General features: G+C 37.6%; 19 protein-coding genes. 1 reads left to right on the forward strand and 18 read right to left on the reverse strand.

Features of this window, described 5'->3' with window-relative positions:
- Positions 1-11: 11 nt before the first annotated feature.
- The 18 genes from F9U64_RS08745 to F9U64_RS08830 form a co-directional block, all read right to left on the reverse strand.
- Complete coding sequence (locus F9U64_RS08745) at positions 12-1,301, reverse strand: glycoside hydrolase family 27 protein (protein WP_153402630.1); 1,290 nt, start codon at positions 1,299-1,301, stop codon at positions 12-14.
- Positions 1,302-1,377: 76 nt separating this feature from the next.
- Positions 1,378-2,895, reverse strand: a complete 1,518-nt coding sequence (gene arfA, locus F9U64_RS08750) for an arabinosylfuranosidase ArfA (RefSeq protein WP_153402631.1) — start codon at positions 2,893-2,895, stop codon at positions 1,378-1,380.
- Positions 2,896-3,375: 480 nt separating this feature from the next.
- Positions 3,376-3,816, reverse strand: a complete 441-nt coding sequence (locus F9U64_RS08755) for a hypothetical protein (RefSeq protein ID WP_153402632.1) — start codon at positions 3,814-3,816, stop codon at positions 3,376-3,378.
- A 50-nt stretch (positions 3,817-3,866) separates the two neighbouring features.
- Positions 3,867-4,712 carry a carbohydrate ABC transporter permease gene (locus F9U64_RS08760; protein WP_153402633.1) on the reverse strand — a complete coding sequence of 282 codons (846 nt, stop codon included), beginning with the start codon at positions 4,710-4,712 and terminating at the stop codon, positions 3,867-3,869.
- A 37-nt stretch (positions 4,713-4,749) separates the two neighbouring features.
- Positions 4,750-5,628: a carbohydrate ABC transporter permease gene (locus F9U64_RS08765; protein WP_153402634.1), complete on the reverse strand. Its 879-nt coding sequence runs from the start codon at positions 5,626-5,628 to the stop codon at positions 4,750-4,752.
- Positions 5,629-5,694: 66 nt separating this feature from the next.
- Positions 5,695-6,954 (reverse strand): extracellular solute-binding protein, encoded by a 1,260-nt coding sequence (locus F9U64_RS08770; RefSeq protein WP_153402635.1) that lies wholly within the window; start codon positions 6,952-6,954, stop codon positions 5,695-5,697.
- Positions 6,955-7,296: 342 nt separating this feature from the next.
- Positions 7,297-8,589, reverse strand: a complete 1,293-nt coding sequence (locus F9U64_RS08775) for an arabinan endo-1,5-alpha-L-arabinosidase (protein ID WP_153402636.1) — start codon at positions 8,587-8,589, stop codon at positions 7,297-7,299.
- A gap of 32 nt (positions 8,590-8,621) precedes the next feature.
- The gene (locus F9U64_RS08780) at positions 8,622-9,743 is read right to left on the reverse strand and encodes a GntR family transcriptional regulator (RefSeq protein ID WP_153402637.1); all 1,122 of its coding nucleotides are present in this window, start codon (positions 9,741-9,743) and stop codon (positions 8,622-8,624) included.
- A 257-nt stretch (positions 9,744-10,000) separates the two neighbouring features.
- Positions 10,001-11,110, reverse strand: a complete 1,110-nt coding sequence (locus tag F9U64_RS08785) for a GntR family transcriptional regulator (RefSeq protein ID WP_153402638.1) — start codon at positions 11,108-11,110, stop codon at positions 10,001-10,003.
- A gap of 251 nt (positions 11,111-11,361) precedes the next feature.
- On the reverse strand, positions 11,362-12,840 hold the full coding sequence (gene araA, locus F9U64_RS08790; RefSeq protein ID WP_153402639.1) for an L-arabinose isomerase: 1,479 nt from the start codon (positions 12,838-12,840) through the stop codon (positions 11,362-11,364).
- 30 nt (positions 12,841-12,870) lie between these two features.
- Positions 12,871-13,563, reverse strand: coding sequence for an L-ribulose-5-phosphate 4-epimerase (gene araD / locus F9U64_RS08795; protein WP_153402743.1), 693 nt, complete (start codon positions 13,561-13,563; stop codon positions 12,871-12,873).
- Between the two features lie 184 nt (positions 13,564-13,747).
- The gene (locus F9U64_RS08800; RefSeq protein ID WP_153402640.1) at positions 13,748-14,488 is read right to left on the reverse strand and encodes a C40 family peptidase; all 741 of its coding nucleotides are present in this window, start codon (positions 14,486-14,488) and stop codon (positions 13,748-13,750) included.
- A 276-nt stretch (positions 14,489-14,764) separates the two neighbouring features.
- On the reverse strand, positions 14,765-15,664 hold the full coding sequence (gene purU / locus F9U64_RS08805; RefSeq protein WP_153402641.1) for a formyltetrahydrofolate deformylase: 900 nt from the start codon (positions 15,662-15,664) through the stop codon (positions 14,765-14,767).
- Positions 15,665-15,821: 157 nt separating this feature from the next.
- Positions 15,822-16,994: an acetylornithine transaminase gene (locus tag F9U64_RS08810; RefSeq protein WP_153402642.1), complete on the reverse strand. Its 1,173-nt coding sequence runs from the start codon at positions 16,992-16,994 to the stop codon at positions 15,822-15,824.
- A complete protein-coding gene (gene argB / locus F9U64_RS08815) occupies positions 16,987-17,799 on the reverse strand; it encodes an acetylglutamate kinase (protein WP_228275637.1) in 813 nt (270 codons plus the stop codon). Before argB ends, F9U64_RS08810 begins: the two co-directional genes overlap by 8 nt.
- A gap of 13 nt (positions 17,800-17,812) precedes the next feature.
- Positions 17,813-19,042, reverse strand: coding sequence for a bifunctional ornithine acetyltransferase/N-acetylglutamate synthase (argJ, locus tag F9U64_RS08820; protein WP_153402644.1), 1,230 nt, complete (start codon positions 19,040-19,042; stop codon positions 17,813-17,815).
- A 16-nt stretch (positions 19,043-19,058) separates the two neighbouring features.
- The gene (gene argC, locus F9U64_RS08825) at positions 19,059-20,096 is read right to left on the reverse strand and encodes an N-acetyl-gamma-glutamyl-phosphate reductase (protein ID WP_153402645.1); all 1,038 of its coding nucleotides are present in this window, start codon (positions 20,094-20,096) and stop codon (positions 19,059-19,061) included.
- Between the two features lie 299 nt (positions 20,097-20,395).
- Positions 20,396-21,316 (reverse strand): fumarylacetoacetate hydrolase family protein, encoded by a 921-nt coding sequence (locus F9U64_RS08830; protein ID WP_407647306.1) that lies wholly within the window; start codon positions 21,314-21,316, stop codon positions 20,396-20,398.
- A gap of 316 nt (positions 21,317-21,632) precedes the next feature.
- Here F9U64_RS08830 and F9U64_RS08835 point away from each other — a divergent pair, with 316 nt between their 5' ends.
- Entirely contained in the window at positions 21,633-23,153 is a 1,521-nt protein-coding gene (locus F9U64_RS08835; RefSeq protein WP_153402647.1) for a NarK family nitrate/nitrite MFS transporter, read from the forward strand.
- Positions 23,154-23,176: the final 23 nt, after the last annotated feature.

Consider the following 23,176-nt stretch of genomic DNA (forward strand, 5'->3'; position numbering starts at 1 on the left):
GAAATCTATTTTTATATGTTTGTTAATTTAAAAAACTTCGCGCCATGTACCGGCACTTCAAAACTGATTTTATCAGAAGCTGTACCGATATCTTCATTTGCCCATAAATCTCTTAGCTTTACTTCAACACTGCTTATACCCAGCTGGTCGAATTCTGCTTCCACCTGACTATTTTCATCCGTCAAATTGAATAGAGCTAAATAAATCGTATCGTTTTCACCGTAAGACATCCACACAACCTTATCATTTTCGCGGAGTACCTGTCTTGCTCCAGTTCCCTTTTGATGTGCTTCAAGCACTTCCTCATTTGTAAGAAGGGACAGTGTCCAATCATCATTATCTCTTAATTCCCCACCGAACATTAAAGGGGAACGGAATATGGACCAGAGTGTCATCATCGTTAATTGCTCATCTTTGGTAAACCTTGTGTACCTGTCACTTGCTCCACCGTCAACAGAGCGAATTCCAATATGACCTAGCGGCAGCATATCGGCATCAGGCCAGTAGCCAGGACCAATGGTTTTACTCCATTTATAACAACGGTCAAACATATCATAGAGAAGATGCCAGATGTCCCAGAAGTCGTCCGTCATTCTCCACATATTCGCATTCTCTGTCAGTAAACTGGCATGATCAAGTGGTGCCGGGCCAGGTGATAAACTCAGTACCATTGGTCTGCCACATTGATCGATTGCTTTACGAATCATTTTAATTTCATCAGCATGAATTCCATATAATCTGGAATCTGCTATATCATCTACTTTTACAAAGTCAACTCCCCATTCGGCATACAGGTCAAATAAGGAATTATAGTATTCTTGTGCACCTTCTTTTGTATGATCAATACCATACATATCTGTATTCCATGGACAGATTGAATTTGGTTTTGCAATATCTCTGGCACGAACATCACTGCCTAAAATAGCTGTATTCTGATGTACGGCTTGTCTTGGGATTCCACGCATAATATGAATGCCGAATTTCAAGCCTTTGTCATGAATATATTCAGCAAGTGGTTTAAATCCTTTTCCATCAGCTGATGATGGAAAGCGATTAACCGCAGGGATTAAGCGGGAAAATTCGTCCATATCTAATGGAATAAACGGACGATAGGCTGACGAGACTGCCCCCGCTTCAGACCATTGAATGTCCACAACTACATACTCCCAGCCAAAATCCTTTAGATTTTCGGCCATGTAGTCAGCATTCCCTTTCACTTCTTCTTCTGTGACAGTTGCTCCATAACAGTCCCAACTGTTCCAGCCCATTGGAGGAGTAAGGGCATATTGATGGTGTTTCATTCACAAAACTCCCTTCTTACTAGTATGTAAAGGAAGAAAGGCAAGATCAACTCCTTGCCTTTCTTTGTTGTTATGATTAATTTTTCTTTTGTAAACGAATCATGTTCCATGAGAATTTAGGAAAAATTCCGACTAACTTGCCATCGTCTACATACGATTCACCATTAGTATGCGGCTTTACATTTTCCTGTGTTGCTGTATTGATAGCTTTTGCATCCTCATTCTCTAAAACTACATGTTCTACAACGTCGTAGCCTTCAAATGAACGGATATCAATATCAACTTCCAAGTCTTTCTCTAAATGGCGGTTTGTCGCAAAAATAACAACTTCCCCTTTTTCCTCATTGTATACAACAGATGGATCAAGGTATGGGACATCTGTGAAGTCTTTGCTGTCATATTTAGGTGAGCTGACAACAGGGCTTAGGGCAACTCCGCGTCCGTAAACTGATGTATAGTAGTACGGATAGAAGATTGTCTGCTTCCATGCTGCACCGCCATTTTCTGTCATGATTGGTGCGATAACGTTTACAAGCTGTGCCATACAAGCTACTTTTACACGATCAGAGTGACGTAACATCGTATTTAGCATACTTCCAACCAAAAGAGCATCCTCAAAAGTGTACACATCTTCCAACTGAGGTGGCGCAACTGTCCATGGCTCAATTTCTTTATCCTGCTCATTAGAGTGGAACCAGACATTCCATTCATCAAAGCTTAAATACATATTCTTTTTACTGCGTTTTTTCGCTTTAATATAATCACAAGTGGCAATTACTGTTTGGATAAAGTTTTCCATATCCATTGATTTTGCTAAAAAGTTAGCCGTATCATTACTTCTGTTTCCATAATATTGATGAAGGGAGATATAGTCAGCAACTTCATAAGTATGTTCTAATGTTTCTGCTTCCCAGCTTGGGAATGTCGGCATATTGGAATTGGAACTTCCGCATGTTACTAATTCAATTGTCGGATCAACCAGTCGCATTGCCTTCGCTGTTTCGAATGCTAATCGGCCATATTCGTAAGCAGTTTTTTGACCAAGTTGCCATGGACCATCCATTTCATTTCCTAAGCACCACACTTTGATATTGTGCGGGTCTTTATAGCCATGTGACTTACGTAAATCACTCCAATATGTTCCTCCTGGATGATTACAATATTCAAGCAAGTTACGAGCTGCATCTACTCCTCTTGTTCCGAGGTTAACTGCCATCATCACATCTGTATTGGCCGCCTTCGCCCAATCAACAAATTCGTTTGTCCCCATCTGGTTTGTTTCCGTTACTCGCCATGCCAGTTCTAAACGTTTTGGTCTATCTTCTTTCGGTCCCACACCATCTTCCCAGTTATATGCAGAAACCATGTTTCCACCAGGATAGCGGACAATGGGAACTTGCAATTCTTTGACTAAGTCAAGAACATCCTGTCTGAAACCATGTTCATCTGCAGTTGGATGTTCTGGCTCATAGATACCGCCATATACAGCTCTGCCTAGATGCTCGATAAATGAACCATATACACGTGGATCAATTTCAGAGATTTGAAATTCCTTGTCAATTACCATTCTTGCTTTTACTGATTCTTTTGCCATTTTGTTCATCCTTTCCATTTTCGTTTTATTAAACGCTTACAAATCAAGCGTGATATACTACTTCCAACAGTCATCTTATTCGTACAAATGATAAGAATATAAATATTTTATGTAATTTGTACGTATATATAGATTATGAAAAATCTACTGTTTTGTCAAGATAATGCGCCCTATTTTTAAGACTATTAACTAAAAGTTTATACATCTTATCTTATTTTTCGATTGCATATCTTTTATTTGTTTCACAAGAGAAAAGTCTCGCCTTCAGAAGCTAAATAAAGTGATGGAATATCGCTCTCCAGCAACGAAGCATTTACTTATAAAGTATTGGATATAGTATAAGAGTGAGCCAATAATTAGCTCACTCTTATACTCAATTTCTATATACCAATATATCTTCTAAGGAAGTTGACTTTGAAAGTCATTAAATTATCTTAAGCATTCATTCTTAATTAATAACAAGGAGATGTTGGATTATCATCAAGCAAAGTTTTTCTTGCCGTACGACTCATCTAAATTCTTGTTTGTTAATCTAATCGCTTTGTTTTTAGAAAAATATAATACAATCGCTAACATGTATAAAACAAATCCAATGACATCCATCGCTAATAATTGTGTTACAGCCCATATTATAAACCAGATCATCAGCTTGTTCTGAATATCATTATCTCTTATTTTAGTAGCTATTAGAAAGTTAATAATAGCTCCAATCAGAATAAATAAGCCATACAAGAAGATAATTTGCGATATATTATTAATCATTTGAGATCCTGCAATCATTGTATTAGTGTCTACATTCTCTATTTGTTTAGCACCTTCCTGATTAAACCATGAATTGTAACTAAACATTGTTAAAAAAGCTGTAATTAAGTTCCATAGTGCCCCGACAATGATAAACTTTCTTTCCAGACCTCTTTTCATTACTTCATCACCTCTTAGAAAAACTTTGCTTTTAGATAAGCCAATAACCCTTAACCTTTAATCCCTGAATTAAGGTTGATTGCTGATACAAAATATTTTTGTGCGAAGAAGAAGAGCAGCAATGTTGGAATAATAGCTAATATAGCTGATCCCATCAATTGACCGATCATTCGGTAGTTACCATAAATATCTTGTAATAATAGTAAACCAGCAGTAACAGGCATTTTATCTACATCTGTATAAACAATAACTGGCCATAGGAAGTCGTTCCAAGAACCAGTAAAGGAGAATAACCCACAAACAATTAAAACTGGTCTAATTAAAGGCAGAATAACTTTTGCATAAATGGTGAAATCTCCAGCTCCGTCTACACGCGCTGATTCATCAAGCTCCATTGGAATACCACGCATAAACTGTCTTACAAGGAAAATGTTACCCATACCAGCAAGACCAGGAACAATCATAGCCCAAGGTGTGTTTACCCATCCTAAAATATCAATAATTTTATAAGAAGGAATCAGGTTTACTACATTCGGGAAAAACGAGATTGCCAAGAGCGTGAAAAACAGGAAATCACGACCTTTAAATTTCATACGAGAGTAACCATAACCTGTTATAGAAATAACAGCAACTACTAATAAAGTGTGTAATGTAGCAATAAAGATCGAATTCCATAACCATTGTAATATTGGCGCGGAAGATGTATTTTCTAAAATAGCTACATAATTATCAACTATCCAGTTCACAGGCAGTAATCTAAATCCTTCATTTACTATTTCAGTCTGAGATCGGAATGATGTAACAATACCAAATATAACTGGAATAGTCCAGATAGCACTAACAACAATTAGAAACAGGTAGGCTAAGTATTTAGACACCTTGATTTTTTTAAACATATTCTCACCTCTATATCCTTCATTTCAGATAATTTTACTACGCGGCATTTCGATTCATTACATAATACTGAAATGCTGAGATTACTAGTATCACTAGACCGAGCAATACTGCCATCGCTGACGCTAACCCTGCAATTGACTCACCATGGCTAAATGCTAAATCACGGATATACATCATCAACACAGTAGTACTTTGTCTTGGACCACCATCTGTCATCATTAATGGCTGGGCGAATACATTAAATGCTCCTGCAGTTGTCATTACCATTGTGTAAATTAAAGGGAATCTAATTGAAGGTAATGTAATGCTAAAGAATTTTCTGACTGGACCAGCTCCGTCAATTTCTGCTGACTCGTACAAATCTTTTGATACGCCATTGATGCCGGCACGGTAGATAATCATATTACCGCCAATTCCAGCCCATATTGTAATGATTAATATAATAATCCAGGCATATGGCTGAGTGGTTTGCCAAACAGCTTCCGATCCGAATAAGTTATTTGCTACACCGAGTTGTTTATTGAAAATCAATGACCATACTAATGCTGCAGCAGATATAGAGATTAGACCAGGAATATAAAGAAGTGTCTGGAAAAGACTTGTGAATTTTAGATCTTTATGTTCCAGGGCCACTGCAATTAATAATGGGATAATGATCAATAACGGAACACTGAATACAACGAATAATAATGTGTTTTTCAGTCCATTGAAGAATTGACTGTAGAACGTAGAATCAGTATCTGTAAGTATTGTTTTATAATTATCTAAACCAACCCAAACCGGATCCCCAATTAAGTTCCAATTTGTAAAGGATGCGTAAATACCGTAAACAGATGGTATTAAGATAAAAACAATAAATAAGATAATGTGTGGCCCAACAAATAAAAGTGGTTTTAGGAAATTATTATTGTTCAACTGGATTGCCTCCTTTATCTTAAAGGTGGTAATGTGCCAGAATAATGGCACATTACCTTATAAAACTTATTCCTCTGTTGTTTCTTCTGTCTCTGCATTTTCGATATCTAAGGAACCTTCAGCTACCTTATCATCAACGAACTTCTGCATTTCTTCTAATCCTTGTTGCAAGTCCATTTCACCATGGATTAAATCGCCAACATACGTGTCTATTGCCTCTGCAACATAAGGATAGTGTTCATAAGTGTAAATATGCAGAGATTCTTCTTGTTCTGGAGTCGATGTGAAGAAAGATTGCATATATTCATCATATTCAGGACTTTCGATTACTTCTGTACTTGCTACAATCTGTCCTGCTTCTGCCCATTTCAGTGAATTCTGTCTGATAAATTCAAGGAAATCACCAATTACTTGTTCTTTCTCATCAGTTCTTTCTTCTTTTTCCAGCATTGCGAATAAGTGTGATGATGCACGATTATGGAAAGTAGTTGGTTCAAAAGCATAGATATTTGTTACTCCAAAGTTTAAACCTTCCACTTGTCCGTGTCCTGTTGAACTCCAAGTACCATCAGTAGAGAATAATACATTACCTGATTGGAACATTAAATATCCATCTTCACCATACGGAGTCATTAATCCAGCGTCAGCTAATTCCTTAATCGCCCCAATAGCTTGTTCCATTTCAGGAGTGTTAACTGCTGGCGCACCATCTTGCTGAATATCTCCGCCTAAGTTCTGAATTTGTGCCAAAACTACCCAGCCTGCTAACGCGTCATTCAGTACATATTGTCCTTCTTCCAATTGTCCTTGTAATGAAAGCATTTCATCAAATGTTACAACATTATCATCTAACCAGTGCTCCACACCGTACTTTGCCAATAAATCTTTATTGTAATACATTGCATTCGAGTGAATATCCAAAGGAACTGTGTACTGTGTTCCTTCAACATTTCCTGCTTCCCATGCTTCTGCTAAATAATTTTCTGTATTTAACTCTGGTTGCGCTTCCATGATTCCTGTCATCGGCTCTATTAAACCTTGTTTTACAAAGCTAGTAACACGGTCTGCGTGAATAATTGATAAATCCGGAATTCCATTTCCTGAGTTTAAAACCGTATACATTTTCGTGTACATATCAGAAGTAACAACATGCTCTACCTCGAACTCTGGCTCTGTCTCATTAAAAGCATCTACTAATTCGTCCATGTAAGCTCCATCTTCACCTGTTAAAGGTGTCCAGAATTGAATTGTATTCTCATCGCCGCCACTGCATCCTGCTAAAACAAATACTAGTGAAGCAAATAGAATCATTAAACCTTTTTTCATTTTTAATAACCCCCATTTTTATATTGAATATTTAACACTTATTACTTAGATGGTGTACTTTCCTATTACTCTCTCTCTTAATATGCAACCCCTTTCAATTCAACAAGTATTGATCCTCTAGCTGAACGTACATAATAACTATTATATTCAACAATACATACAAATAATTTTGCAATAAACTAATTTGTACGTATGAGATGTTGTAATTTCATTATAATCAACTCAACAACTCTTTTCAACATATTTTTGTTAATTTATAATAAATTTTTTTTGTAAGATTAACGTTTTTGTTTATCCACCAGTTTACAGGTTATAATCATAACAAATATATTAATAATAACATTAATAGGAGTTCGTTCTTTTCCCTAAATATACCGTTCCTTCTTGATCTTTCCCCATAAACACAATGGTTTCCGTCCAGTTCTCCCAATCCCAGCTCTCATTTACGACACCGCTGACTCTATTTTCACCAAATATGAAATGATAGTTGTTATTGCTTTTATTTATCCAATTACTTTCCTTTACTGTGATACGGAATGATTCATCTTGTTCATCATTGTGCTGATCCACCTTAAATAACTCCCAGTCGCCCGTAAGCTCTTCTGCAGTTATTCGCCGTTTTTCTTCGCCTGCAAATCTTTGAGGTGATATTAATGGCCAACCATCCTCTGTCCATAAGATCGTACGGATATGTAAATAATGCCATCTCTTATCTTTCGGTGCCCGAATGTGGTGACAAATATAAAAATTATTGTCATCATTTAACACAGTGTTGTGCCCTGGCGCTACCCAACCGTCACTATTGTGAAACTTGTAGCCGCCAAGCAGCTTCATCCCTACTTCATATGGCGGGGAATCGATATCTGTCATTTCATTTCCTGAGAAATCCAAGTATGGTCCTTCCATACTTTTGGATCTGGCTACACGTATATTATAATTTGAGAATAGAGAATCATAAGATACAAATAAATAATAGTATTCAAAATCAGGATGGTATACGATGTAAGGACCTTCCAAAGCTCTGTCAACACTTCGATTTCGCTGAGCAATTAGTTTACCTCTTCCTTCATCGAGCAGTTTACCTGTTTGTTTATTAATTTTTGCCAGATAAATCCCGCCAAAAAAGGAACCATAAACCATCCAAGGTTCTCCGTCCTTATCAATAGTAATATTGGGATCTATTGCATTCGGTCCTTCTTCATCTTGCACAGATTTATAGACTAACCCTTGATCTTCAAAAGGCCCTTCAATATTTTCACTTGTTGCAACACCGATAAATGATTGTGTTTTGCCAAACTGGCTGGCAGCATAATACATATAATACTTTTGATTAAACTTAACGATTTCCGGAGCCCATAATCCTTTGGCACCTGTCCAGCTTTCAGCCTCAGCTGGTACTCCATTTTCAAAAGCATAACCGACCCATTCCCAATTAATCAGATCGTTAGACTTTCTGATTTGGATACCAGAACAGAAATCTCCTTTAAACTGTGCATCAGTTGAGAAGACATAGTACCAGTCACCATCTTTTATGATAGCAGGGTCATGAACATTATTAACTGTCCATTTTTCTTTATAGTCCAGCACGGTTTCATCATAGAGTTTATCTATTGGTATACTTGATTGATTCATCATTTTCATCATCCTTCTCATGCTATTTTCATTTGTTATGATAATAATAATTTCTCGGATAGTTGTAATGTTGATTGTCGTATATTCAACTCTGGCTCATACAAACATGATAGTTTTTTATCCTTCATTGATTTCTTTTTAATCATACAAGTTACAGCCTTTGCTGCATCCCATCCAAGGGTTTGCTTTGGATGGATAACACTTGTCAGTTTAACTTCTGAAACCTCTGCAAGGATAGAATCATCATAGCCTACAATTGATAAATCTTCCGGTATGCACAGACCTTTTTTCCGGATATAATCCATCACTCTCATTACCAATTGGTCGTTGTAGCATACTACTGCCGTTGGTTTATTGTATTTATTATCAAGCAGTTTACTTAGACAACGGACAGGTTCTGTCATTTCATTTCCTGATGTGTAAGTAATGATATTTTGGGGATTTAATGTAAGATTACTTTCTCGATGCGCTTTAATAAAGCCTTTCAATCTCTTTCTTCCCTGAGAGTCATCTGTTTTGTAAATGCATACAATATCTTTATGACCTAATTCAATTAAGTGCTTTGTCTGCATGTAACCGCCTTTAATATCATCCATCATAAAACTTACTGGTTCGAGTTCATCATAAACAGCATTTATCATTACATATGGTATCTTCTCCCGCTCCAGATTCAAATAGTACTTTAAATTAGGATTTGGCGCTGAACTGTTAGCAGGTTCGATAATGACTCCGGCATAATTATTCAGTAAAATCTTGTCTAAGATTTCTCGTTCAATCTGATATTGGTTATTTGTATTAAAGATGCTGACTCGATAACCTTGCTCACTTAAATAAGCTTCTGCTCCCCTGATAATGGAAGGAAAGATATATTCTGATATAAATGTAGTCACTATTGCGATATTTTTCTCACTATGCTCATCTACCACTTCCGCATCTTTAAGGTTAGTACGATCTGCACAGAAAGTACCGGCACCTTGTTCTCTATACAGCCACCCTTCACTTACAAGCTCTCCAATTGCTAAACGAACTGTATGGCGACTTACATTAAATTGGCGCATTAATTCATTTTCAGAGCTTATTTTTTGATGCGGGACTGTTAATCCACTAAGGATATCTGATTTGATTAGATTTTTGATTCTTTTATATTTCGCTTCCATAGTTCCGCCCCCTTACTTGCATTAAGCTGACTTTTGTTATGAATATCATCTGTTACCGTTTACATAATTTTATTACTGATAGGATTAACTTATATAATAACTCCTTTCCTTTTCAGATTTGTACGTACTAATAGTATAGCAGAATAAGGTAGTTTTACAATAGGTTGTATGTTCAAATAAATAACTGCTCTACAGCTTGTGTAAGAATCAATAAAAAAATAGACCAGCATCCACCAGTCTATCCTATCAACTATTCATTATTTTATTGCTTTTGTAGAATTACGGATTACTAATTCTGGATCAAACCGGATTAAATCATTTTCTGTCATCGGCTGCTTTTTCGAACCCTTAGATTGCTTGATCATATCTAGAATAACTTTGGCAGCTAACTCGCCCATTTCACTTTGAGGATGTTTTATTGTAGTTAACTTTACTTCTGTCACTTCCGCCATAAATGAGTCATCAAATCCAACCATAGAAATATCGTCCGGAACCTTTAATTGCTTTTCTCTGATTACATCCAATAACTTAATGGCAAGTTCATCATTATAACAAACAATCCCTGTCGGGCGATTTTCTGTATTCTCTAATAGTTTTTGTAATTCTTCAATCGGCTTCTCAGCCTTTTCCTCTGTCGTATATGGGATGATATTATTAGGCGATATTTCAATATTATGCTTCCGATGAGCTTTTAAATATCCTTTCATCCTTTTGGTTCCTTGGGTATCATCCGTCTTAAAGAAACCGATAATATTTTTGTGGCCTAATTCAATTAAATGTTCTGTCTGGAGAAAGCCGCCTTTTTCCTCATCCATCACAATATGAAATGGCTCTAATTCATCATAAAATGCGTTTATCATAAGATAAGGGATATTTTGCCGCTCAAGATTTAAATAGTAATTTATATTAGGATTAGAGACTGCACTTTTTGTTGGTTCTATGATGACACCATCGAATTGCTGTGTTAAAATATTTTCTAAAAATTTTCTCTCATTGTCATGGTCATTGTTTGTCGAAAACAAACTAACTTGATAACCACGCTGGCTTAAATAGGATTCTGCACCTCTGATAATCGATGGGAAAATATAATCAGATATATATGTTGTAATAATTGCTATATTTTTTTGCATGACGGAATGCTGATTATCTTCTTTAGAGCGGTCAGCACAGAAAGTACCGGCACCCTGTTCACGATAAAGCCACCCTTGATTGACAAGGTCACCAATGGCAAGTCTCACAGTATGACGACTTACACCGAACTGTTTCATCAATTCACTCTCTGAGCTGATCTTCTGGTACGGCTGGTAAGTACCATCTAAAATCTGAGATTTGATTGCCTGTTTTACTATATTATATTTTGTTTGCATTTACACACCTCATTAAACTGACTTAAACAACACTTATAGACGATTCAAAAAGTCATCAATTGGCTTGCGAGTCCGCTCCTCACTGCAGTCCCTCGAACTTCTTGCTTTCAATTTGCCGACTTTTTGAACACGCACTTATACAGCTTCTTATAATATATATTTTACCTTAAACGGCCCAAACCAACAACAGTACCTGTTATATTAAGACAGAAAGAGAGATCTACAACATGTAGATCTCTTGCCTTTCCATCTTAACGATAAATTGCTTCATTCCATTTTAATTCATTTCTGAATTGTCTTACATTTGTATCTTTATCGATAACTACACACTCGATTTTCGCAATATCCGCAAAATCGCAAAGCTGTTCTGTAGTCACATCAAGAGAGAAGACAGTATGATGAGCTCCACCAGCATAAATCCAAGCTTCTGTCGCTTCGCTTAATGATGGTTCAGGCTTCCATAACACTTTTGCAACAGGCAGATTTGGTGTTTCTATTTGTGGTTGTTCTGCTTTCACTTCATTAATTACAAGACGATAGCGTCCGCCCATTTCAATTAATGAAGCATTAACAGCATCGCCGCCGCTTCCATCAAATACTAAACGAGCTGGGTCTTCTTTCCCGCCAATACCTAATGGATTTACAACGATTTTCGGTTTCGTTGCTGAAACTGTTGGACAAATTTCTAACATATGAGAGCCTAAAATCATTTCGTTACCCGGCTCTAAGTGGTAAGTATAATCCTCCATAAATGAAGTACCTTTATTACCAGCGATAATTTTCATAAAACGAGTTAATGCTGCAGTTCTCCAGTCACCTTCACCAGCAAAGCCATACCCTTCTGCCATTAAACGCTGTGCTGCAAGACCTGGCAATTGCTTCATACCATGTAGGTCTTCAAAGTTTGTTGTGAATGCAGTGTAATTGCCTTTTGACAAGAAAGCTTTCAATCCTAGTTCAATTTTTGCCTGCTCTAAGATAGAATCTCTTACTGGACCCGGCTCACTTGCTTCTGCAGGCAGTTCATATAATTCTTCATATTCTTTGTAAAGTGCATCTAATTCTGCATCGGTTACTTTTGCCATTTCTTCTACAAGGTCACCAATACCATAATAATCTACTACCCAACCGAACTTAATCTGTGCTTCAACTTTATCCCCATCAGTAACCGCAACATTACGCATGTTGTCACCAAAGCGAGCAACACGGATATCTGAACATACTGCTGCTGCCGTTTTCATCCAGTCAGCTACTTTTGTTGTTACGTCTTTATTTTGCCAGTGACCTACCACTACTTTTCTTGATACATCCATACGTGTACCAATAAATCCATACTCACGGTCACCGTGTGCTGCCTGGTTTAAATTCATAAAGTCCATATCAATCGAATCCCAAGGGATGTCACGATTAAATTGTGTATGAAGATGTAATAATGGTTTCTGTAATGTCTTTAATCCTGAAATCCACATTTTAGCTGGTGAGAATGTGTGCATCCATGTAATAACACCAGCACATTCCTCGTCAGAATTAGCCTTTAACATAAGGGAATGAATATCAGTTGCTGTTGTCAGTACTTCTTTAAACTCTACTTCAAAAGGTAAATTCCCATCATTATTTAATCCGGAAACTACTTCTTGTGAATTTTTCTCTACTTCTTTAATTGCTTCTTCACCATATAAGTGTTGACTTCCTGTAACAAACCAAAATTTGAATGGTCTAATTTGTAACATGTTTGTTCCTCCTCATTATTGTGTTTGAATTTACTTATCCTGACCGTAATATGCATTTGCTCCATGCTTACGTAAATAATGTTTATCTAAAAGATACTGATCCATATCCTTTGCATTTGGGTTAATTTGATAGGTGTGTAATGCCATTTTAGCCACTTCTTCCAGGACTACTGCATTATGGATCGCTTCATGCGGATCTTTGCCCCAGTTAAATGGTGCATGACTGTGAACAAGCACACTCGGAACCTGGATTGGGTCAATGTTTTCGAAAGCTTCCACAATTACCTTGCCTGTTTCCCATTCATATTCACCTTTTACTTCTTCTTCTGTCATTCTTCTGGTACATGGCACTTCTCCATAGAAATAATCTGCTTGTGTTGTGCCTAATGCAGGGATTCCTTTACCTGCCTGTGCCCAACTGGTAGCCCATGGTGAATGGGTATGAACTACCCCGCCAATGCCCGGGAATTTTTGATAAAGATAGCGGTGGGTAGGTGTATCTGATGATGGTTTTAAGTTACCTTCCACAATATTGCCATCAAGATCAAGGACTACAAGATCTTCTGTTTTTAATTCCTCGTAAGGTACACCACTTGGTTTAATTACCATCAAACCAGACTCTTTGTCGAAACCGCTTACATTGCCCCAAGTAAACGTTACTAGTCCATACTTTGGTAAGTCCATATTTGCCTCTAGTACTTGCTGTTTTAATGATTCAAGCATGCGCCAATCACCTTCCTTTTTTGAAAAAAATCTATCTCCTGTTAATTCTTGTACGTATGTGTAAAAACGATTACTTTTATAATAATACAATTCGTACGTACATTCAATAAAAATATATATATTTTTAAAAATTTTTCTCGTTTTCTTCATAAGAAAAAACACCCTTTTCTAAGAGTGCTTTCCATTACGTATTGAGCAAAAATTTCACATCAGGGTGTTGGTAAACTAATTCGAAATCTTTATTATCTATTAATTGATTATATAAATCTTCTGGAGAAAACCACAAGTGATCATTCTTAAACGTATAACCTGCTCCGTAATGGTAACAAGCCCAAATCAGTTTCGAACAATACGTATATTCCCAGAGATCCTCTAACTCTTGTGATAATTGAAAGGAAAAAACCGGTTTTTTTAGATCCTTGCTTAGATTTTCTTTGTATTTTGATAAGTATTCAATCGCAAATTCTGCTGCTTTTTGACCAACATCTTTATTTTTTGGCCGCAGTTGCGCATGAATCGGATGTTTTTGCTTAAATTGCCTGATAGTATCTTTCACAATGGCAGGATGTCCCCCAGTTGCTTCAATTACGTTCTCATTGTCTACCACCAGTGCAGAGTGCCCCATGTATCCAGATAACTCTTCTTTTATATTGTCACTTGCAACCAAAATGTCACCAGGCTGATAGTCACTTGTCCTTTCCGGTAAAAAATCCTGAAGATTAAAATCTTTTCTTACAATAAACTGATCATAGAAACTAACCACTGTAAATACTGTCGTCCGATTATTTATCGGCAGACTGATTACATTACTGCCAACAAGACTATTCTTCCATTGATAGTTTTCATAAATCTTTGTGTAATTTGCCGGAGCTGGCTTAATGAAAAGTTCACTATCACTCTTCCATACAGATACTTCTCTATCCAAAAGAATCACCTCTTTGCCATAATATGCAGGTGATGGGCTGTTCGAAACCTTTGGAATGTTGTTCGCAATTGAAACAGCGAGGGATCAGGTGGATTGATTTGAAGTTTAAATATATTTTTCTTCTTCATTCTGTCGGGATTCACTTGCTCTTTTGATGTTTAAATCCTTTCAACACCTTGCTTAGAGACGAATAGCCAATTTCGGGTATTCATACGGTTGAAAATAATCCATCAAAAAAAGAAAGCAGGCCTCCCTAAAGAGTCTGCCTGCTTTCTGTTAAAATACAATGGTTTTATTACCATATACGATAATTCTGTCTTCCAGCTGCCATTTTACGGCACGTGCAAGTACACTGCGTTCAACGGACTGACCAATTTTCTTCATTGCTTCTGCATTGTCACGGTGGTCGACACGGCTGATATCCTGTTCGATAATCGGTCCTTCATCAAGGTCATTTGTTACATAGTGAGAAGTAGCTCCAATTAACTTAACTCCTCTGTTGTACGCACGTTCGTAAGGCTTCGCACCAATAAAGGCAGGCAGGAAAGAATGGTGAATATTGATGATTCGATTATTAAATGTCTGCACAAAATTCGGTGTTAATATTTGCATATAACGAGCTAAGACAATAAAATCTACATTATGCTCTTGCAAAAGCTCAATCTGCTTTTGTTCCACTTCCTTGCGAATATCTTTATTTGCCGGGATATAATAAAAAGGTATCCCTAATGATTCCACAATTTCTCTTGATGTTTCATGGTTACTGATCACAAGACTGATATCAGCCATCAGATCACCACTTTGCCATTCCCAAAGCAATTCTAATAAGCAATGTGGTTCTTTGGAAACAAAGATAGCCATTTTCTTCAGCTGATCCACATATTTAAAGGTTGCTTCCATTTCAAATTCGTCCTTAATGGATTCAAACCCTGCCTCCAATGCATCCTTACTATCCTTCAGATTCGGCATTTCGAATTCCACACGTATAAAGAATTCTCCGCCTTTTGGATTGGTAGAATATTGATTAGATTCAATAATATTTGCATTATGCTCAGATAAATATTGTGAAATTGCCGCAACAATTCCTGGCTGGTCAGGACAATTGATCAATAAACGTGCCCTGTTTTTATTTTCTTCACGATATGTATCGATTTTTTCCTTAATATAGCTTTTCATCATGATCCCTCTTTGTTCATTTCATTCTTTTCTACTTTACCCATTTTACCTTAAATGATCAATATATCCTAGTATGATCTGGAATGTTTTTTCTTCTATCAGAGAAAAAACGCCTGATTAACTGAATTTTCATGTTAATAAGCGTTATTCCATTCTCTTATTGAAAAAGCTGCTTCATTACATGCAGGAACTGATCTGCTTCCTCTTTATTGGTTGTAAGTGGCGGTAAAACCCGAACCACATTGGGGCCAGCTACAATAATCAATAGATTATGTTCTTCTCTTGCCTTGTTCACATAGTCGATTGCCGGTTTTTCCACTTCTAATCCAATCAGCAAACCTTTCCCTCTCAGTTGTTTCACATCTTCCGTTTGATCCGCTAGTTCTGTAAGCCCTGCCCAGATATAATCCGCTAGTTTATTGGCATCCTCTAACACATTCGATGTAGTTAAATGAGTGACAGTAGCCAGACCTGCTGTTGCTGCAATCGGATTCCCTCCAAATGTACTGCCATGAGTGCCTGCAGAAAAAGATTTTGCCACATGTTCTTTTGCGATGATTGCTCCAATCGGTATACCTGAACCTAATCCTTTTGCCAAACTGATCACATCTGGCTCAATTCCATACTGCTCATATGCAAAAAGTGTACCCGTTCGGCCCATTCCTGTCTGGATCTCATCAACCATCAATAAAATATTATTTTCTTTACACACAGCGGCTAATTCCTTAATCCAAGCAGCATCTGCCGGTACCACGCCACCCTCACCTTGCACTAATTCAAGCAGAACCGCATCAGGCTGTTTTGTTTTCAACTCTGTTAATGCTTCCTCATCATTATATGGCAAAAATGAGAAACCTGGTGTTAATGGGGTGAATCCCTGGTGAATCTTCTCCTGCCCTGTTGCTGATAATGTATTCATCGTTCTTCCATGAAAGGAATTTTTAAAAGTAATCACATGTGGTTCTTCTTTCGCGAAATTATCTTTCGCATATTTTCTCGCCAGCTTTAGTGCTGCTTCATTTGCTTCCGCTCCACTGTTACAGAAGAAAACTTGATCCCCACAACTGTTTTTAACTAAAATCTCTGCCAGTTGCTCTTGAACTGGAATATTGTATAAATTGGAACAATGCCACAATTTGCTTAATTGCTCTTGCAATGCTTTCTCAACGACAGCTGGCACATGGCCAAGATTACATGTCGCAATTCCTGATGAATAGTCTAAATACTTCGTTCCTTGCTCATCCCAGACATAACTGCCTTTTCCTTCAACTAATGTTAGTGGAAACCGGCCGTATGTGTTCATTACAGGACTTAGTAACTGTTCAGGCATAATTCGCCGCCCCCTTATCCAGAGATATTCTTGTACCAATTTCTTTCCCTTGCATAAATTGCAGCAGTCCATTTGGCTCCAATCCATCAACAATGGAGACTTCCACGACATTTTTATGCAATGCACTGATGGCTGAATTCACTTTGGGGATCATTCCGCCAAAGATTACTTCTTTTTCGATCAATTGATTGATTTGTTTTTCATTAAGCTGATGAAAGATGTGTTTCTCACCGTTTTCTTCTTCATAAATGCCCGGAATATCGCTAATGAAGCATAACTTTGCTCCAAGGCTCTGGGCAACAGCTGATGCCGCCATATCTGCATTAATATTATAACGTTGACCTGTTTCATCCATTCCAATCGGCGAAATGACTGGAACTAAGTTCTGCTCAACCAGACTTTCAATCAATGCGGTATTTACCGCTGTCACTTCGCCCACAAAGCCTAGCGGGTCAGTTGTCTTCACTGGTTGGGCTTTTAACAGATGTCCATCAACCCCGCTCAATCCAAATGCCTTTCCATCTGCTTCTGCGATATTTCTGACGATTTCTTTATTTAATGAACCGCTTAAAGCCATCTCTACTACATCCAACACTTCATTTGTTGTAACGCGAAGGCCGTTCACAAAGCTCGTTTCTACACCAGTTTGTTCTAGTAATTTAGAAATAAGAGGCCCGCCGCCATGGACAATGATCGGCTGCCACTCCCCTTGTTTCTGTATCTCCACTATATCCTGATAAAAAGAAGGAGGCAGCTGTTCAAATACACTGCCACCACATTTAATTACAACATAATTTTTCTCCACCATTGTATCCTCCTTATGTTCGGTAAGATGCATTGATTCTTACGTATTCATAAGATAAATCACAGCCCCATGCTGTCGCCTTCCCATTACCGTCCCCGAGTTTTGCCAAGATTGTAACTTCATCTTGCATTAAATACTGCTTTGCCTCATCTTCTTCAAACTTATGCGGTACACCATTTTCCACCACTAGGATATCGCCTAAGTATATACTGACCTGATCAGGATCAAGCGACTCACCACTGTAACCGATGGCTGTGATAATTCTTCCCCAGTTCGCATCAGCTCCATGGATCGCTGTTTTTACCAGATTAGAAGAAATAATAGATTTGGCAATTGCTGCAGCAGATTCGTCTGTAAAGGAACCATCAACCGTTACCTCAACTAATTTACTTGCACCTTCCCCATCACGTGCAATTTCTTTGGCAAGGTACTCACAAACAAATTTTAATCCTTGATAAAAATTATCCCACTCGTTATGTTCCGCTGATAACGGCTTGTTGCCAGCTTTTCCGTTAGCCAGAACCAATACCATATCATTTGTGCTCGTATCCCCATCCACTGTAATCATATTAAATGACTTGTTCGTGATTGATCTTAATGCATTTGTCAGTTCACTTGCTTCAATATTCGCATCTGTTGAAACAAATCCAAGCATTGTTGCCATGTTAGGGTGAATCATACCCGAACCCTTCGCCGCTCCACCGATGACAACTTTTTCTCCATCAATCTCCAATTCGATGGCAATTCCTTTTTCATGTGTATCTGTTGTCAGGATCGCCGTTTCAAATTTATCTGCCCCATGATGTTCGGTATCATTGATCTGACTGATCCCTTTATGAATACGATCCATCGGCAACAGTTCACCAATTAATCCTGTCGAAGCTACTGCTGCTAAATGTTCCTCTACACCGACTGCTTCAGCGAAGGACTTACGCATATCATAAGCATCCATCAATCCTTGCTTTCCAGTACAGGCATTAGCAATTCCTGAATTCACGACAACCGCCTGCAGCTTATTCTCTTTTGCAATACTTTCCTGTGTCACTTTAAGCGGGGCAGCCTGGAATGCATTTAATGTATAAACCCCAGCTGCATTTGCAGGCACTTCTGAATAAAACCAGCCAAAATCGATTTTCTGTTTTCGAATACCGCAATGCAATCCTCCGGCCTTAAACCCTTTTGCTGTTGCAATATTCCCGTTTTCTATTATTTTGAAAATACCCTGTTGTTCTTCTGTTAACATTTTATTCACTCACTCCTTAAGGATAAATCGGCAACTGGTTGATTCCAGTCGTTTCGTCCCATCCGTTCATTATATTCATATTCTGAATCGCCTGGCCTGAAGCGCCTTTGACTAAATTGTCGATAACTGACACAATAATTAACTTCCCTGTACGTTCGTCTGCATATAAACCAATATCACAGAAGTTACTAGCATAAACTTCTTTCGTTTGCGGAATAACACCTTCTTCTCTTATCCTCACAAATGGTTTATCCTGATAAAACTCTTTATATAAATTTATTAATTCTTTTGTTGATTGCTTTTCTTTCAAGTCTACGTAGATTGTACTCATAATTCCCCTTGTCATTGGTACAACATGTGGGGTGAAAGTAACCTGGATTGCTTCATTGGCTGTATCTGAAAGCACTTGTTCAATTTCCGGAATATGTTTATGAACCCCAAGCTTATATGCTTTGAAATTCTCCTGCATTTCTGAAAAATGAAAACCTTGCGATAAGCTCCTGCCAGCGCCTGTTGTCCCAGTTTTTGCATCAATAATAATATGTTGATATTCTGCTAGATTGTGAGATAAAACCGGAATAAGTCCTAAAGTGGTTGCCGTCGGATAACAGCCGGGATTGGCAACTAATAGAGCATCCTTTATCGCTTCTTTGTTTATTTCACTTAACCCATAAACAGCTTTTACAATATAATCAGCTGCCGCCATCTCTTCCCCGTAGTAGTGCTGATATTGTTCGCCATCCCTCAACCTGAAATCCCCTGACAAATCGATACACTTAACTCCTTTATCAATTAATCCAGGAATATAGTTTTTGCTTACATTAGATGGTGTAGCGAAGAATACAAGCTCCACTTCTTCTGCTAATTGATCGATATCAAACGAATCCATTTCCATATCAATAATATTAACTAAATGTGGATAGACCTCTGAAAAAGATGTTCCACTGTTAGAATGAGAAATTATCTTCACGACCGTTACATGTGGATGGTTATATAAAAATCGGAGTAATTCGACAGCCCCGTATCCTGTGCCTCCTACAATTGCTACATTCACGATTTATCCTCCTAAGTATTCCGTATATTATATTTTATAATTATACTCCATTTTGTATTTTCATGCAATATTGTTTATAAAAAAAGATAAAGCTTACTACAAAATCAACAAGGAAAAGCTATATATCATAACAGTTTATTATAAGATATCCACTTATACATAAAAGTCGGAATATTGCATATTGCAATTACGAAAATGCATTTGTATAAATATCCACGTATATTTATATGCTTATTGATAAAGAAAGATGCCCACTTTTGATTAATAAAAACCCACCTTTTACAAAGGCGGGCCTGCTGTTATCTATCCGTAATTTTATTTTCCATAAAACCGATTTCTTCAATTTCCACTTTAACAATATCACCATCTTGCAGGAATTGCGGCGGATCCATTGCCAATCCCACTCCATCTGCTGTTCCTGTCAAAATGATATCACCTGGATTTAATGTGATTAATTCTGAGATAAAGCTGATTAGAAAAGGAATATCAAATATTAAATGTTTGGTATTGGACGATTGTCTTACTTCTCCATTCACAGACGACTGGATCTTTAAATTGGCTGGATCGGTCAGTTCATCTTTTGTGACTAACCATGGTCCAATTGGTGTGGTATGATCTAACGACTTTCCTTGCAGCCATTGCACCGTTCTTTTTTGCAAATCCCTTGCTGATGTATCATTAGCTATCGTATAGCCCGCAATATAATCATATACATCTTCCTTTTTGACATTGGATGCTTTTTTCCCTATAACAACAGCTAACTCTACTTCATAGTCCAGTTTTTTTGTTGCATTTATTTTATGAATATCATCTTCCGGTCCAATTAATGCATTGGTAAATTTGGAAAACAAAACAGGAAACTCTGGAGGTTCACTCCCCATCTCCTTAATATGATCTGCGTAATTGATGCCAGTACAGATTATCTTGGAAGGATTAGGAACAGGTGTCTCCAAGATGACATCCTCTCTCTTATATTGGGTTTGCGGCTGATGGTTTTGAATATATGTGTATACTTTCTCTGCGGTTTTAATACTTGATGGGGCTTGTGCATAAAATGTTTCCGGATCATGTGGCGGTGGACAAACGCTTTCTTGTGAGTCGTCATTTTCGATCATTTGTTTAAATGCTTGTTCCAGATCTACCACATTGTTATGTAACATCATTCCGATACGATTTGGAGCAAAGTCATATTTTAACTTATAATTTACCAGTTTCAACATTAATCCCTCCTGACATTTCCTTTATTTTAGCATGCAATTGGTATAAAGAGAAAACTTTTCATTCCATACCAGCTACTCTGTTCGAGGTTGTTCAAAAAGTCCGGTAAAAATGACAACGTGCTGGTTTGGTTCTCCGCTGCTCAAACCGGTACTGCCTTGAACTCCTTGGTCATATTATCCTTTTTAAATATGCACTGTCAGGAAGCCATTCCCAAAAAAATCTGTTAATGAATCTAACAACATATCAGACGAGGACTGAAAAACATGTAAAAATAATACTAAATTTAAACATTGAATCTTTTAGGGAGTGTATCAAATGACGATTGCAGATTTATTTAAATTTAAAAGTGAACGGATTAAAGTATTACATTTTACATGGTTTGCCTTTTTCGTGGCCTTCTTTGCATGGTTCAGTATGGCACCGTTAGCTACAAAAATGATGGCTGATATGGATTGGTTAACTTCCCAGCATATTGCGGCACTTGGGATTTGTAACGTTGTACTAACCATTCCCGCCCGAATAATTATTGGGCAGCTGCTTGATAAGTTCGGCCCAAGAGTAGTGTATTCCGGACTCTTAATTACTATGTCGGTACCAGCAATAATTTTTGCATTTGGGGATAACTGGGCACAGCTTATGGTTTCACGCTTAGTGTTAGGGAGTATTGGTGCAAGTTTTGTTATCGGTATACGTATGGTTGCTGAATGGTTCCCGCCGAAAAATGTCGGTTTTGCTGAAGGTATCTATGGCGGCTGGGGGAACTTCGGATCTGCAGCAGCCGCGATGCTACTGCCATGGTTTGCCTTAACAATGTTTGGCGGAGATAATGGTTATCGCTATGCTCTTGCTTTTACTGGTGTGATTTGTTTTATTTACGGGATCATTTATTATATCTGTGTTCGTGATACACCGGAAGGGAAAACACTGGTTAAACCAAAAAAAGCTGCAGCACTTGAAGTAAGCAGCTGGGGAGATATGGTTCAGCTCATTCTCTGGACCATTCCACTTGGCGGTGCGGTTGCAGTCAGTGCATGGCGGTTAGAAGGATTAGGATTTATCTCAATGGAAGTATTGTACATTATATATGCTGTGATCGTGATAATCTTAATTTATCAAATTTATGCTATTTTAAAAGTTAATGTGCCAATATTAAAAGAAGGTGTTCCAGAACAAGATAAATATAAATTCAAAAATGTAGCGGCATTAAACAGTACCTATTTTGCTAATTTTGGCGCAGAACTTGCGATCATTTCCATGCTGCCGATGTTTTTCCAATTAACATTCTCCTTATCTCCAGCTCAGGCAGGGTTAATTGCATCATCATTCGCCTTTGTCAATTTAGTTGCAAGACCACTGGGCGGCGTTCTATCTGACAGAATGGGCAGCAGAAGGAATGTCATGCTTGTCTATATGATCGGTATTTCCGTCGGCCTTGTCCTGATGGGGTTAATGAATTCCAACTGGCCATTGATTCTGGCAGTTGCAATTACCGTTCTTACTTCTATGTTTATTCAGGGTGCTGAAGGAGCGACATTTGCTGTTATCCCAATGATCAAAAAGCGTGTAACGGGGCAAATTGCCGGCATGTCGGGAGCATATGGAAATGTTGGTTCTACGATTTATTTAACTTTGTTTACTTTTGTGAATCCTCAGCAATTTTTCTTTATTCTAGCAGGTGGTGCTTTCGTAAGCTTTGTGATCTGCTATTTTATGTTAGAGGAACCGAAGAACTCTTTTGGGGAAGATTATTATTTAACGGATGAAGAGTTAGAGCAGCAGAATAATACAGCAACAGAGACTGGATTCAAAAAGCAAGTTGTTTTAAAAAAGTTTTAAATATTAGATGGAGCCCAACAAAG

This window comes from Gracilibacillus oryzae (assembly GCF_009498735.1).
Classification (GTDB): Bacteria; Bacillota; Bacilli; order Bacillales; family Amphibacillaceae; genus Gracilibacillus; species Gracilibacillus oryzae.